This is a genomic window from Gilliamella apicola (assembly GCF_003202915.1).
In the GTDB taxonomy this organism is placed as follows: Bacteria; Pseudomonadota; Gammaproteobacteria; order Enterobacterales; family Orbaceae; genus Gilliamella; species Gilliamella apicola_Q.
This window is the reverse complement of record NZ_QGLP01000004.1, coordinates 903,228-916,927: the sequence shown is the minus strand read 5'-3', so window position 1 is coordinate 916,927 and position 13,700 is coordinate 903,228. Positions and strand designations below refer to the sequence as shown.

The window sequence follows — 13,700 nt, the reverse complement described above, 5'->3', positions numbered from 1 at the left end:
TAGTTTATGCCATCAAGATATTATGGTGCCAATGCAACACTTTCCAACATCAGCACCACTTCATTTAGTCAAACGCCAATAAAAAACAGCAACAACGAAGCGAATAAGACGATGAACATAAATGAAAAAGAATCAATCAAAAAAACTTCTAGTCCTAAAAACGACTCCCAAGTTAAACAATCTGCTATGACTAATAAAGTAAAGACGCCAATATCAAAACTATCGCTACTAGCTATAGCATTGACAATTGGATTAACTGGATTGATGTATTATGAAGGACATAGGCAAATTGAAAATCAAAAGCAGACAATTTCAACCCTGCAAACTGAAATTGCCAATTTGAGACAAAATAATCAAGCCAGCGTAATTACTGACCTTCAAAATAAAATTAATGAAGCTGCCAATAAACAAAAACAAGATTTCTCATTATTAACCCAAAACATTGATCGTCAATTAAGCGAAAACCAAAAAGCTCAACAGCAACTTAGCCATCAGATAGACGATATCACTAAACTAAACGAACAGAGTTTAAATAATATTAATGAACGGTTATCCGCTTTAGACTCACCCAATAACAATGATTGGTTAATCGCACAAGCTAAATATCTGGTTAATTTAGCTGGCAGAAAGATTTGGAATGATCAAGATTACACCACTGCAAGCTTGTTACTTAAAAGCGCTGATGAAAGCCTTGTAGAAGCCAATGATTCTAGCTTACTAAAAGTTCGACAAGCTATTAGCAAAGATATCAATTCACTATCTAATGTCTCATCAATTGATACTGATGGTATCATTTTAAAACTACTTGGTTTAACTGAATCATTAACCGAATTACCGTTAGTTGGAAATTATAAAGATATCGATCTTGGTATGAATCAATATGACGATACTATTGCGAATAATGACCAAAATAACCACACCTCTCTCTCGGTAGATAATAGTGATATTAGCAATTCGACAAACAATTGGTCACATAATTTGTTAGCAAATGCTAAGGTCTTTATGGATAAATTCATTAAAATTGAAAAGTTAGCAGCTAAAGATAACTATTTTTCCGAATGTTTAGATAAGGCTGGTAGTGATGAAAAACAAATTGTTAAATGCCAAATCCTAAAAACACCACTTAGTGCTGAGCAATCATTCTACCTACGCGAAAATATTCGTTTCCGTTTATTAATTGCAGCGCAAGCTGTACCAAGACATCAGGAACTTATCTATCAACGAGCATTAAATGATGCGTCCATTTGGGTTAATGCATATTTTGATGGCAACGCTCCAACGGTAATCGCATTTCAAAATGAACTTGAAAATTTACAAAGCCAACCAATCACTAACCAAAATATCCCTGATAAACTCGATAGCATTACCGAACTTGAAAAATTAATGCAAACTCGCGTTAAATCGCTATCAGGTAAATAAGGAGAATAATAATGTTCAGAATACTCATTATATTCTTAGTATTAGTTGGTGGATTTATTCTTGGTCCATTACTTGAAGGTAATCAAGGTTCAGCGGTATTTGAAATTGCCAACTATCGCATTAGCATGTCTTTTAGCGCATTTTTCATATTGCAGCTAATTGGCTTACTTTGCCTTTATATACTCTATAAAATCTTAACTAAAATCTTTAACTCAAAAACATTCATCGGTAGCTGGTTAGGATTAAGTTCACCAAAAAAATCTTTTAAACGCATTGAGCAAGCACAATTTTATTTGTTAGAAGGTAATTATCACCAAGCGGCAAAATTATTTATGAAGAGTGCTAAAGGAGCTCAAAATACCACGTTATCCTACTTGCTTGCAGCTCAAACACAAATTGATGATGATCAATTAATTGCCGCAAATGAATCTTTAGAACATGCAGCAAAGCATTGTCAACCTAATGAATTATTTGCTTTTCAACTTGTACAAATTCGGTTGCAACTAAAAAACCATGAGTATGATAAAGCTAAAATCTCAATTGAAAAACTCTTAAATGAAAAACCACGCAATATTGAGGTATTAAAATTAGCTGACCAGCTATATTATGAAATTGAAGATTATCAAGCTGTTATAGATTTATTACCTACCTTGTACAAGACCAAGGCTTATTCTGATTCACAACTTGATCAATTTAAACAAGCAGCCTATATTGGTCGTATCAAACAGTTATCTACTGATATCGATCCACTTGCACTAATAAAATGGTGGAAACAACAACCCAAAGCTATCGTCAATAATCTAGCTAATCAAAAAGCTATGGTTAATTACCTAACACAATTAGGACAAACAGCGGAAGCTGAAGAGTTAAATAAAAACATAATGCGTTTAACTCAAAAAGAACGAACATAAAAAACAGGGCTACTGCCCTGTTTTTCTTTGCTATACATTAGTTTTTATATTTTAATTAGATAATAAAATATCGAATCAAAGCCATACAGCTCATGCCTGCAATGACTATCCACATCAAATTCCTTGTCAAAATTGCTACAATAATGGTTGGCACTGCTGCTATACAATATTCCAAATTAAAACTTGGAAATTCACCTTGCTTAACTATAAAAAGATTTTGTACAAATAACGCAGTTAAAATACAAATTGGTACATAGGATAAAAAGCGAATTACCACATCAGGCAATTGCAATTTTCTTACTAACAAAAACGGAATGATGCGTGGTAACCACGTCACTATGCCACTACCTAAAATAATCAGCAAACTATAAGTACTCATGCCTTACGCTCCACAATAATTCCCATAAAACAACCAGCAAAAGTACTAAATAAGATTGCCATTTCTGATGATACAAAACGCAATAAAAAAATTAACATAACAGTGACTGTCAACATGGCGATAATTCGATTTCTTATACTTTTTGTTTTATCGCCAATCAATTGCAAATATAACAAGCCAATAAACATCGCTACTAATGCATAATCCAAACCAAATTGCGCAGGATTTGGCAACCATTCACCAATTAATGCTCCTACTAAACAAGATAATATCCATGCAACATAGGCGGTAACATTTAAGCCATGCATCCAAGGCGGGGTAATTGGTGCTTTATTTGCAATAGCATTCATGGCAACAGCAAAACTTTCATCGGTTAATAAGCTGCCAATACCAATATTATTTATAAGCGAAAACCGCCGAAAAGCGGGGGCAGTTGCCATGCTCATCAAAAAATGGCGTGAATTAACCAAAAACACCGTAAATATAACAGCTGTAATTGGTGTCGCCACCATCATTAAACCAGTAATAATAAATTGCGATGCACCAGCATAAATAATAATCGACATTAATGTAACTTCTAAAACTGATAAATTTGAAGCTTTACCCACTACACCAGCTGCAATACCTATTCCGATATACCCCAATAAAGTAGGAACACATGCGCGTGCACCATCTTTAAATGTTAATGACATTTTCCCTTCCTTAACAAAACAAACACTATTTCCTATTTTGAATAATGGTAATAATAAAAACCAACCAATTTGATGATTTCTTTGTTTAAAAAAGATTAGAATACAAATAATAAAATCAACTTAAACAATAAGCCACATTCAATAAGCAAATTTTGCTATAATAGCGCTGAACAAGTTTATGTGACAATTAAAATCACTAATTATCTTACTAATACGGTAAAATTATTTATGTATACTGGCACTTTATTTATTATCTCGGCCCCAAGTGGTGCAGGAAAATCAAGCCTAATTCGAGCCTATTTATCGCAAACAGGTCACCATCCGGCCAAAGTTTCAATCTCACATACAACAAGAAAACCAAGACCTGGTGAAAAACAAGGTGAACATTACTACTTTGTTGAAAACAAGGAATTTGAATCACTTATAAAACAAAATGCCTTTGTCGAATATGCCCATGTTTTCGACCACTACTATGGTACATCCAAAAATGAAATTGAACGATCTTTGCAACAAGGAATTAATGTTTTTCTTGATATAGACTGGCAAGGCGCACAACAAGTAAGACAGCAGATGCCTGAGTCAAAAAGCATCTTCATCTTACCGCCATCACTAAAAGAATTAGAAAATAGATTAATCAAACGTGGCCAAGATGATGTTCAAGTAATTAGTAAAAGAATGCACAAAGCTCAATCTGAAATATCGCATTACAATGAATATGATTACATCATCATTAATGATGATTTTGATGAATCATTAACCGCATTAAATGCCATCATGATAACCGCAAGCCTGGAACTATCAAAACAAACGACGACACATAAACAATTGATTACAGATCTGCTTAGACCTGAATATTAATAAAGCTAAATTGATAAAAAAATATCGCCAAATAATGGCGATATCAACAAACCTAATTAGTTACCTAATGCTTTATCTGATTGGTTATTTTGAATTAACTCAAGTTTATAACCATCTGGATCTTCAACAAAAGCGATAATAGTCTTACCACCTTTAACTGGACCAGCATCACGCGTCACTCGACCACCAGCTTGACGAACGTTCTCACACATTTTAGCAACATCATCAACACCAATAGCAATATGACCAAAGGCGGTACCAAGATCATATTTATCTGTACCCCAATTATATGTCAATTCAATTACCGAACCTTCTGACTCATCACTATAACCTACAAAGGCGAGAGAATATTGATATTCAGGATTTTCACTAGTTCTAATTAACTTCATCCCCATCACGCGAGTATAAAAATCAATTGAACGTTTTAGATCACCAACCCGGATCATTGTATGTAAAATACGCATTGCTATATTGTTCCTTATTATAATTAAACATCCTATTCGAGTTTATCTATTTGTGATTAACCAAGCAAATTTTTATGCTGACAAAATAATCAATTAAGATCCATAGAATAATAAATTGGCAATAATATTAATGAGGTAGAGTTAACTAAAAAAAGCTTTCACTCATTATCGTAATAAGTGAAAGCAAATCAACAGGAGAATTTATAAAATAAATTGTATATCAGTATTAGTATCGAGGTGCAGCGTTTATACGTTGCCCGTTAGTGATTAATTTCACTTTTTGACCTGGATAAAACTGTTTAACATCGCCTTTTTGTACAATAACAATGTTAGAGCCATTTTCTTGTTTAATTTCTAATTCAACAGCTGCGGCTTGATTAGATTGGTTTTCAATAGCATCACCTAAAATAGCACCACCAATAGCGCCTGTTGCTGCGGCTAAGATTTGACCGGTACCATTACCAATCGTATTACCTAAAACTCCACCAATCACTGCGCCACCTAAAGGACCAGCAACATTACCATCTCTATTATTTGTGTTTGCTTGAATCTTAACAGCCCTTACACCCACAACTGTACCATAACTCACTTGCTGAACTTGTTTTGCTTGATCAGCGGTATAAACATCGCCAGAATAAATATCACTATTACTACATCCAGACAAAATTGCTGCAAGAATAGCTAATGTGACGATTTTTTTCATAATTAATTCCTCATATAATTGGGTATAAATTTTTATACCATGTTTAGCATAATATTCTTTTATAAAAACGACAATATCATTTTCATTATTTTAGCGATAGATAATACAATTTATTGCCAACTTAGGTTATACTCAGTTCAATACTTAATCTACCATACAATAAGTACATGAAACGGTTATTTTTTCCTTCAGTTTTATCAGTTATGATAACTGCCTCTAATGATGAAAATCAAAAACTGATGACTTAAAATGAAACCGTCATTCATCAATCAAAATAATTTTGATTGAATGACAAAGCATAAAAAAATTTAGATCTTGACGTTATCCCTAATGATAATTGTCAAGTCAAATAATTCAATAGGCAAAGTAACAAAATGAAAACTATCGAAATCGACGAAGAACTTTATCAATTTATTGCAGGTCAAACTAAACATATTGGTGAAGATGCCTCAAGTATTTTGCGACGTTTATTAAACTTCAACCAAACGGTACCAAATAAAACTAACCAAGCACCACACAAAGAACATCACTATTCTCTTTTTGATGATTTACTCCAAAGTGACACCTTTACTAATGAAAAATCTATCATCAGTCGCTTTATATTATTACTAGGTGCATTATACAACTACAATCCAGCGTTATTTTCAATTGCCGCAACATCACTACACGGCAGTAAACGACAATATCTAGCTAAGGACAAACAATCGTTAGAAACTTCTGGTAAAAACACCAAACCAAGAGAAATTATTGGTACTCCATATTGGGTTATCAGTAATACCAATACCGCTCGTAAATTACTAATTATCGAATCGATTATGAGTGACATGGGTATATCAGAAAACATGATTAATCAAGTAACTCTTGCTTTTTTACCATAAACTAAATGACAATTTCACCAACTAAAATGAACACAATTAACCAAATAAATAATAAGAAAATTGTGTAAGAGGAGTAAAAAATGGCCAAACCAAGTCGTGCAGGATTATTAGCGCAACCATCAGACCTAATTGATCTTGGAACTTTAAAAAACAATTACTACCAAATCAAACCAGATACTAACAATGTTAGCCAATTAGTTATTTTTGGTACATCAGGCCATCGTGGTAGCTCCAATAAAGGTACTTTCAACGAAGCTCATATTCTGGCTATTGCTCAAGCGGTAGCTGAATATCGAAAGTCAAATAACATCACTGGACCTTGTTTTATCGGTCAAGATACTCATGCCTTGTCTGAACTTGCTTTAAAAACAGTACTTGAAGTTTTTATTGCCAACGAACAAACGGTAGTTATCGCCAAAGATTGGGGGTACACACCAACACCAGTAATATCGCACGCCATCTTGACTTACAACGAAGGAAGACAATCTCGATTGGCTGATGGTATTGTGATTACGCCATCGCATAATCCACCTGAAGATGGCGGAATCAAATACAACCCTACTAACGGGGGGCCGGCGGATACCGACATCACCAAACAGATCGAAAATCGCGCGAACGAACTCCTCAAAACCAACCTAAATGATGTTAAACGCGTTACAATAGATAAAGCGCTCAAATCTGACTACCTGCATACCAAAGAATATGAAACTGATTATGTCAACGATTTACAAAACATCGTTAATCTATCACTGGTCCAATCATCAACACTAAAAATTGGCGTTGACCCTCTTGGAGGTGCATGTATCACCTATTGGCCTCGTATTGCCGAAAAATATGGCTTAAACCTTGAAATCGTCAACAATAAAATTGATCCAACCTTCAGTTTTATGCATCTAGACCATGACGAAGTGATCCGCATGGACTGCTCTAGTCGCTGGGCAATGGCTGGATTATTAAATCTAAAAGATAAATTCGATTTAGCCTTTGGTAACGATACCGACGCTGACCGCCATGGCGTTGTCACACCAACAGGATTAATGAATCCAAATGCCTATCTTTCAACTTGTGTTAACTATTTATTCCAAAATCGACCACAATGGCATAAAGATGTGGCAATAGGTAAAACGCTAGTTACCAGCTCAATGATCGACCGAGTAGCTAACAACTTAAATAAAAAATATCTTGAATATCCTGTCGGTTTTAAATGGTACGCTGATGGACTTTATCACGGTAAACTAGGCTTTGCTGGTGAAGAAAGCGCTGGCGGATCATTCTTAAGAACTAATGGCAAAGTTTGGGCAACTGACAAAGATGGTATCATTTTATGCCTATTAGCTGCTGAAATGACAGCAAAAACTGGCAAAAACCCACAAGAACAATATCAAGAGTTGGAGGCAAAATTTGGTGTTTCTTACTATGGTCGAATTCAAGCACCAGCCACATTTACTGAAAAACAGAAACTAGCCAAACTTGATGCAAACCAATTAACTACCGATAAACTAGCCGGTGAGGAAATTACCCAATGCTTAACTACTGCACCAGCGAATAACGCACCAATAGGCGGTTTAAAAGTTATCACGCAAAACGGTTGGTTTGCCGCTCGTCCGTCTGGTACCGAAGATGCCTATAAAATTTATGCCGAGAGTTTTATCAATAATGAACACTTAGCAACCTTACAGCAAGAAGCACAGCAAATTGTCGCTAAAGCCATAAAATAAAACCCCAAAAACAGGTAGGTTAAAGTAATTAACTTACCTGTTAAAAATATAACTAGGTAATGTAGTTTGAAATTTGATTGCTAATTTTTTTAACGTTAAAATTCCTTAATCAACAATTAATTGTTGTTCCATTTTGAGCCTGTACGCAACTTTTTTTAGTAGTTTTACTTTATTTTTTCTCATGATCTTAAACTAAAAAATCAGTTATAAAAACTATGGCCATACACAGAGCCCGAAAGTAGAATGATTCTGTTGGCTATGTATGTCCCCTCTATGTGAGTCGATAATAAACTGTGAACCTTGACTATTGGTATCACTAGTCCAATAATAGTAACGATCGTGGAAATTAGCTTCTGGATATAAGTACACGTATCCCCACTCCGAAAAAAAACCCCCACCAATTCGACGTTGATAATAGTTATCAGGAGATGCAGGCATAGCACCAACCGCATCTTGACAGAAAGATAAAGGATATTGGCTGATTCCCCTGCAAGAAGCGTTAGTTAAATCTTTTACCTTAGGTAACCGATAGCCAATATTGTCACACCATGAAGAAATACTACTATAATTATATTCATTGGTACCGCGATTAACCACCCATTGTTTTAACTGAAAACCATACTTGACAACCGCATCACCGTTACTATTCCTACCGACTAACTCAAAAGATTTAGGTAATTCAGCTTTAGATATTACTTTTATATTATTCGGTGCATTAGATTCCCATTGTTCTTTAGTAGCAAAAGGTCCTTTTAGGGTAACACGAAAGCTTGTGCCTGAAGAATCACCTGGCGTAGGGGTTATTATAGTAGTAATTTTACCTTCATCTATGCCCTCCCATGTTAAAGATCGAGCACCACCTATATCTAAATCAAAATATAAATTATTTGCTCCAATAGTCGGAAAATTCAAATTATAAGATGATGGATCAGTAGACTGAATAATAAATCCTTTATCTTCATTCCAAATATCACGAGAACCACCAAAGTCATGTTGTTCAAAGTAATTACCAAACACTAAAATAGGTTTAGCAAAACATACCTTTGGCGAATCCTTAGGGTTAATATAATAACTCTCACTACTACCGTTGAAATTACTATTATTAGGAATACCGTATAGAGTGTTTAGCGTTCCATTTGTACTTGTTAATGTCACTTTATAAGGCGCATTACAAATTGTTGGTACATCACTACGTGCAACAGCATTGTTATTTTTATCAACTATGGATAAACTTAGAGTGCCACTAGCTATAATACCATTTCTACCTTGACCATCTCCATCATCATCACCCCAATAATTATTAGGTTCCCCAATAATCAAATTTAGTGGTATTGAGTTGGTATTTGTTGGTACCAACATACCAATATCAGCGAAACTTTCGCCAATATTTGGCAAGACTATTGGTGTAATTGATGAATTATTTGTTGTCGGAGTAAAATTACTCCCATTTGATAAGGTAATCCAAAGCAAACCGTTAGTATCAGTCACACGGGTGCGACCATCGTCGAAGGTTAAATAAGGAGCACGACCATAAACAGGACTCGATGTTGACGATATTAACGCTTGACAAGAATAAGATGTTAGAAATAAAACAATAAAAATAACCAAAAACAAGTTATATCGAGTTACTAAACTTAGAATATTAAAACCGACTGAATTTAGAGCTCGATCTGAATTACATCGCATTTTTAAATACATATAGACAACCCTGCATAGCAAGTTTATGTTAGGTTTAATTACTCTATCTGATTGATTGATTAATTAATTGACTGATTGATCACTTTTCAACCATATTCGGGCAATTATAATTATTTGAGTCAACTAAGCAAATCATTTTTAAAATTTAAATTGTTAAATTTTGTAAATAATTAATGCTGAATAGTTTCAAAAAGCGCGTCTTTAATAATAATCAAATCATATGCGCAGGTTGTCATTTTTAAGTTAATTTTGCTTAAATTCAGTTGATTTTAAACTTCAAAAAAATTTTTTCTAAAATTTCCTTAATAAAACAAATTTAATTTATTTCTATAGCATCTGATAAAACAAAAATCACTTTCCAAATCAATCGTTATTGTGTATCTTGCATAGCAAAGGTAACCGCCAAAATAAATACTCTTTACATTAAAGAAAATAAAAATAATTGTGTATTATCTTTTTTACTAACAATCAGAATTACCCAACTATATAAATAATAATTATTACTTTTTCATTAAGTTAAATAGGAGAGATGATGAAAGACCTAAAAGTGCTTGCACTTGTATTAGTAGCCAGTTTAGCTTTGGCTGGATGTGAAGAAAAAAATCAAGAGTACTATTCAAAACATATTGATTCCGCTAAAGAAAAAATGGATGAGTGCAATAAAACTTTAGACAAAGCTGTGGAGGGAAATGATGAAAAATTGTTTATAAAAATAACACAAGACCCAGAATGTCTAGCGGCAAGTGGTGCTATTAAGGAAGATCAAATACAACAAGCAAAATTAGAACAAGAACGTAAAGAAGCAGAGCAAAAACAAGCTCTAGAAACCGAATTAACAACGATTAAAAACCAAATAGCTGGCAAATCATGGCAAGAGTCGATCAATGAATATTTGAAAGTTGAAGGGTGCAATGCCTTATTCTCAACTCCTTCTCCTAAATGTAAAGCTTGGAAAATAATCTATAATGAAAAAGTTGATGAAGGTAAAAAAGAGTTAATAAAATTACCATTTGAGGGTATTAAAGAGCAAATGGCTTCTTTATGTAAATTAGATAAACGACCAAATTCAAACTGTAACGTTGCTGAATTAGTTTTAGAAGAAAAAGCAAAAGAAGATTTAGCTAACGATGATATTCAAACAGTTGAAGCCAAAAAATCAATTTATTGTGCTGAAGATATCTCCTCTTCCAACGCCTGTAGAAAGAGTTGGGAAAACGCTTGGGATAGAGAAAGTGATAAACATGTAAAACTCTTCATTGAAAATGATGAGGAATTCATTAATACATTTAACTCATGTGCTGATAAAGTAACCGCCGTTGAAGCGCAAAAATTAGAATGGAGTCAAAAAAATAATTTAGAACGGCAAATTACCGAAACTTATCCTTGTTATCAAGCTAAAAAGGCTTACAGTAAAAGAGGAATGGGCTACTCCGTCAAATTTGAAAAGAAAATTGAAAAATAAATATATTCAAATTACCTTTTGGGATATTGTGCTTATTAGTCAAGAATATGATGAGCTAATTGGCTTAGAAGACCGAGTCGGATAAAGACGCGGTCTTTTTTTTATCACTCTCCGATTAAATCTTTCTCGACTTATAGATAAAAAACGCTCGCAGTCATATCAATAATCTATTGTATTAGTTTTGATATCGTTTTAGCACCGCCAGGGCGAATAATAGCAGCACTCGAATAAAAAAGCGTTGTTTAAAGGCTCATTGATAAACTTTGCTGCTTTCATTGAAATTATAAGCTATTTATGCAACCAATACATAGACGGAATATGGCCTAGAAACACTTTTCAAAAGTCGTTGATAAACTAATTCTGTTTTTCAGTGTTTATAACTAATACTAGTTGATTTCATGATACCCCCATGCCATTTCACCACAATTTCGTTAAAGATCAATTGTTTCTGTTATGGAATAACTTATTGGTTCAAACATCGATGACAATAAAGCACAACATAATTTAAAAAATATTATTTTTTACAAGCTATATACGCTAAATTATCTCCTGCGGAATCTCCCGGTGGACGAGGAGCTGGCAATAGCCCACCATCATGTAGATAAACAACAAAGTATTGTGTAGCAGAATTAGGATCTTTAGTAAAATAAGTCGTTGCATCCCACTCCCAGTTGGAATTTGGATAACTACGACGATTTATAAATCCCCATTCAGGATAAAGTCCTTGATTAATTGCCCGAGTAGAAAAATTCCATTTACCATCACGATTCCAATTAGGACCAACATTAGCTACAGGCGAGTTAGAATAATCTTTACGAGTCGGAAAGCCATCAATTCCTCCGCAAAATAGGTTAAATGCAGTCTGCCAATCATAACGCCCCGCACTCTGAGGTTCAATCCAAACGGAAGTTGGATTAAATTTATAATCAAAATATTTATTAGGAGATGATTTTAATGTAGCTCGGACAACGATATCACCATTACCTACTGGTGGTTTAGCTTTCAACAGAACATTACCTGTTTGATCAACTGTTGCTACATTACCAGGATTAACCGCTACACGATAAATATAATTATCTTGAGAATAATTCATTATTAATTGAAATTCTGCTCCAGGGAAACCTGTTGTAGGAAAGGGTTTATCTGAAACAATTGGTCTAGCTCTAAAACCTTTATCAACAATAAAATCTTCACTATAACCACCACCATGATTGGGATCTCGTTTTATTGGACCTGAATTCCATGGGTACATATTCCCTTGTGCATCACTACCACGCCATTGCGTTGAAGGATAAACTTTAATTGAATTTGGTTTAAGATAACATACATCACCTGTAGGTGCGATTTTATATATTTTAGTTATCTCTACTACCTCGCTTTCATTTGGGTTACCATATTCAGAATAAGTTTTTACTGAGGTTGTTATTGTCAACATTAACGGCATCGCATAACCACTTCCGCAGCCAATCATATGCTGTTTATCGCTATCGGGTATTTTTTCACCATTGTTATCAAACCAATTGTAAATCGTTTGTTCGACGACAAAGGGCATATTATTGCGAATACTATCGCCATCAGAATCAATATAATTAGACGAATTATCTAAATCATTTGCAGAATAGTCCTTAATAAGAAAATCACTAAATTTTGTTAAACCATCAAATTCATTAACACCTGTATCGCTTAAATTATGTGTGTTTGAGCTATAAAAAACACCATTTAAGCTAAAGCCATGTTTTTTTGCAGCTACTTCTATATCGACAACTTTCGGTTTACTACCAATAATGGTATTTACAGTATGTGCTGTGATTGCTTGGCTTTTTTGGCTAATAGCTAAAAAAACTAAGGTAAATAAAAGCAAAAAGATTAGTTTATTACTCAAATTAGCCGAATTTAAATGATTGGTTTGGCGGGTGGTAAATTGTTCCATGTTATAATACACAATGACAATTATGTCAATTAACTTAATGATTTATAAAATATTTTTATGATAAAATGATTGAATGCCAACCTGATTTTGAATAAAAAATAATTAATAAGTATAGTAATTGAAAAAATCTATGCAACAGCTTTTAAAATTTAAATTGTTAACTTTTGTAAATGTTATTATTAATATAAACTTTTAAAGTACGGATTTTAATCTTAGAAAAACATTCCTCAACTTTTTTGAAAAGTAACTGCCTACACGGCAGTGAACTATCAATACTTAGCAATCGTACCATATCCGATTTTCTAAAGTACCTACACGGCAGTGAACTACCGAAAAGCTGGTCGAGCTTGGTTTAGATTTTTCTAAAGTACCTACACGGCAGTGAACTAGAACACAGCATACTATAAACATTGTTGGCAAAAAGTAAAAGCGCATTTTTATTTGCAAAAACCCTTTTTTGGAGCAACCTTACATTCTTTTGATTTTTAATAGTTTTATTTTTTGTTAAAAAAAAGGGTTAACAATTAAGGAATGTTAGTTTTCCAAAACTTCGCTAATTAACATTTTATTGAATATTTTTCAAAAATA

12 protein-coding genes are annotated in these 13,700 nt (G+C 33.7%); 6 read left to right on the top strand and 6 right to left on the bottom strand.

The features are described 5' to 3' along the window. Positions 1-6 precede the first annotated feature (6 nt). The gene (locus DKK79_RS05595) at positions 7-1,419 is read left to right on the top strand and encodes a uroporphyrinogen-III C-methyltransferase (RefSeq protein WP_110423202.1); all 1,413 of its coding nucleotides are present in this window, start codon (positions 7-9) and stop codon (positions 1,417-1,419) included. An 11-nt stretch (positions 1,420-1,430) separates the two neighbouring features. Beyond that, the gene (locus tag DKK79_RS05590; RefSeq protein WP_110423201.1) at positions 1,431-2,330 is read left to right on the top strand and encodes a heme biosynthesis HemY N-terminal domain-containing protein; all 900 of its coding nucleotides are present in this window, start codon (positions 1,431-1,433) and stop codon (positions 2,328-2,330) included. 55 nt (positions 2,331-2,385) lie between these two features. Here the strand turns inward: DKK79_RS05590 and DKK79_RS05585 are convergent, their stop codons facing one another. Together DKK79_RS05585 and DKK79_RS05580 are read right to left on the bottom strand one after the other, a co-directional pair. Continuing rightward, positions 2,386-2,709 (bottom strand): AzlD domain-containing protein, encoded by a 324-nt coding sequence (locus DKK79_RS05585; protein ID WP_110423200.1) that lies wholly within the window; start codon positions 2,707-2,709, stop codon positions 2,386-2,388. Then, positions 2,706-3,401 (bottom strand): AzlC family ABC transporter permease, encoded by a 696-nt coding sequence (locus DKK79_RS05580; RefSeq protein ID WP_110423199.1) that lies wholly within the window; start codon positions 3,399-3,401, stop codon positions 2,706-2,708. The genes DKK79_RS05585 and DKK79_RS05580 overlap by 4 nt, the downstream gene beginning before the upstream one ends. A 228-nt stretch (positions 3,402-3,629) precedes the next feature. Here DKK79_RS05580 and gmk point away from each other — a divergent pair, with 228 nt between their 5' ends. Then, positions 3,630-4,259, top strand: a complete 630-nt coding sequence (gene gmk, locus DKK79_RS05575) for a guanylate kinase (RefSeq protein ID WP_110423198.1) — start codon at positions 3,630-3,632, stop codon at positions 4,257-4,259. A 56-nt stretch (positions 4,260-4,315) separates the two neighbouring features. On the opposite strand, the gene gloA is transcribed toward gmk, so the two are convergent. Both gloA and DKK79_RS05565 read right to left on the bottom strand, forming a co-directional pair. Next, positions 4,316-4,723 carry a lactoylglutathione lyase gene (gloA, locus tag DKK79_RS05570; RefSeq protein ID WP_110423197.1) on the bottom strand — a complete coding sequence of 136 codons (408 nt, stop codon included), beginning with the start codon at positions 4,721-4,723 and terminating at the stop codon, positions 4,316-4,318. A 226-nt stretch (positions 4,724-4,949) separates the two neighbouring features. Beyond that, on the bottom strand, positions 4,950-5,426 hold the full coding sequence (locus tag DKK79_RS05565; protein ID WP_220019011.1) for a glycine zipper 2TM domain-containing protein: 477 nt from the start codon (positions 5,424-5,426) through the stop codon (positions 4,950-4,952). 374 nt (positions 5,427-5,800) lie between these two features. Here DKK79_RS05565 and DKK79_RS05560 point away from each other — a divergent pair, with 374 nt between their 5' ends. Together DKK79_RS05560 and pgm are read left to right on the top strand one after the other, a co-directional pair. Then, positions 5,801-6,304, top strand: coding sequence for a replication initiation regulator SeqA (locus tag DKK79_RS05560; protein ID WP_110423195.1), 504 nt, complete (start codon positions 5,801-5,803; stop codon positions 6,302-6,304). Between the two features lie 80 nt (positions 6,305-6,384). Then, positions 6,385-8,022 (top strand): phosphoglucomutase (alpha-D-glucose-1,6-bisphosphate-dependent), encoded by a 1,638-nt coding sequence (gene pgm / locus DKK79_RS05555; protein ID WP_110423194.1) that lies wholly within the window; start codon positions 6,385-6,387, stop codon positions 8,020-8,022. Positions 8,023-8,235: 213 nt separating this feature from the next. Here pgm and DKK79_RS05550 read toward each other — a convergent pair whose 3' ends face one another. Next, complete coding sequence (locus DKK79_RS05550; RefSeq protein WP_110423193.1) at positions 8,236-9,720, bottom strand: hypothetical protein; 1,485 nt, start codon at positions 9,718-9,720, stop codon at positions 8,236-8,238. Positions 9,721-10,252: 532 nt separating this feature from the next. On the opposite strand from DKK79_RS05550, the gene DKK79_RS05545 reads away from it, so the two are divergent. Next, positions 10,253-11,182 (top strand): hypothetical protein, encoded by a 930-nt coding sequence (locus DKK79_RS05545; RefSeq protein ID WP_110423192.1) that lies wholly within the window; start codon positions 10,253-10,255, stop codon positions 11,180-11,182. Between the two features lie 514 nt (positions 11,183-11,696). Here the strand turns inward: DKK79_RS05545 and DKK79_RS05540 are convergent. Beyond that, positions 11,697-13,112: a hypothetical protein gene (locus tag DKK79_RS05540; RefSeq protein WP_110423191.1), complete on the bottom strand. Its 1,416-nt coding sequence runs from the start codon at positions 13,110-13,112 to the stop codon at positions 11,697-11,699. Between the last annotated feature and the right edge of the window lie 588 nt (positions 13,113-13,700).

Bases quoted from the DNA above. Each gene is read 5' to 3' on its own strand.
- DKK79_RS05580 (WP_110423199.1), bottom strand. From the start codon at position 3,401: ATGTCATTAACATTTAAAGATGGTGCACGCGCATGTGTTCCTACTTTA.
- gloA (WP_110423197.1), bottom strand. From the start codon at position 4,723: ATGCGTATTTTACATACAATGATCCGGGTTGGTGATCTAAAACGTTCA.
- gmk (WP_110423198.1), top strand. From the start codon at position 3,630: ATGTATACTGGCACTTTATTTATTATCTCGGCCCCAAGTGGTGCAGGA.
- DKK79_RS05565 (WP_220019011.1), bottom strand. From the start codon at position 5,426: ATGAAAAAAATCGTCACATTAGCTATTCTTGCAGCAATTTTGTCTGGA.
- DKK79_RS05560 (WP_110423195.1), top strand. From the start codon at position 5,801: ATGAAAACTATCGAAATCGACGAAGAACTTTATCAATTTATTGCAGGT.
- DKK79_RS05540 (WP_110423191.1), bottom strand. From the start codon at position 13,112: ATGGAACAATTTACCACCCGCCAAACCAATCATTTAAATTCGGCTAAT.
- DKK79_RS05590 (WP_110423201.1), top strand. From the start codon at position 1,431: ATGTTCAGAATACTCATTATATTCTTAGTATTAGTTGGTGGATTTATT.
- pgm (WP_110423194.1), top strand. From the start codon at position 6,385: ATGGCCAAACCAAGTCGTGCAGGATTATTAGCGCAACCATCAGACCTA.
- DKK79_RS05595 (WP_110423202.1), top strand. From the start codon at position 7: ATGCCATCAAGATATTATGGTGCCAATGCAACACTTTCCAACATCAGC.
- DKK79_RS05545 (WP_110423192.1), top strand. From the start codon at position 10,253: ATGAAAGACCTAAAAGTGCTTGCACTTGTATTAGTAGCCAGTTTAGCT.
- DKK79_RS05585 (WP_110423200.1), bottom strand. From the start codon at position 2,709: ATGAGTACTTATAGTTTGCTGATTATTTTAGGTAGTGGCATAGTGACG.
- DKK79_RS05550 (WP_110423193.1), bottom strand. From the start codon at position 9,720: ATGTATTTAAAAATGCGATGTAATTCAGATCGAGCTCTAAATTCAGTC.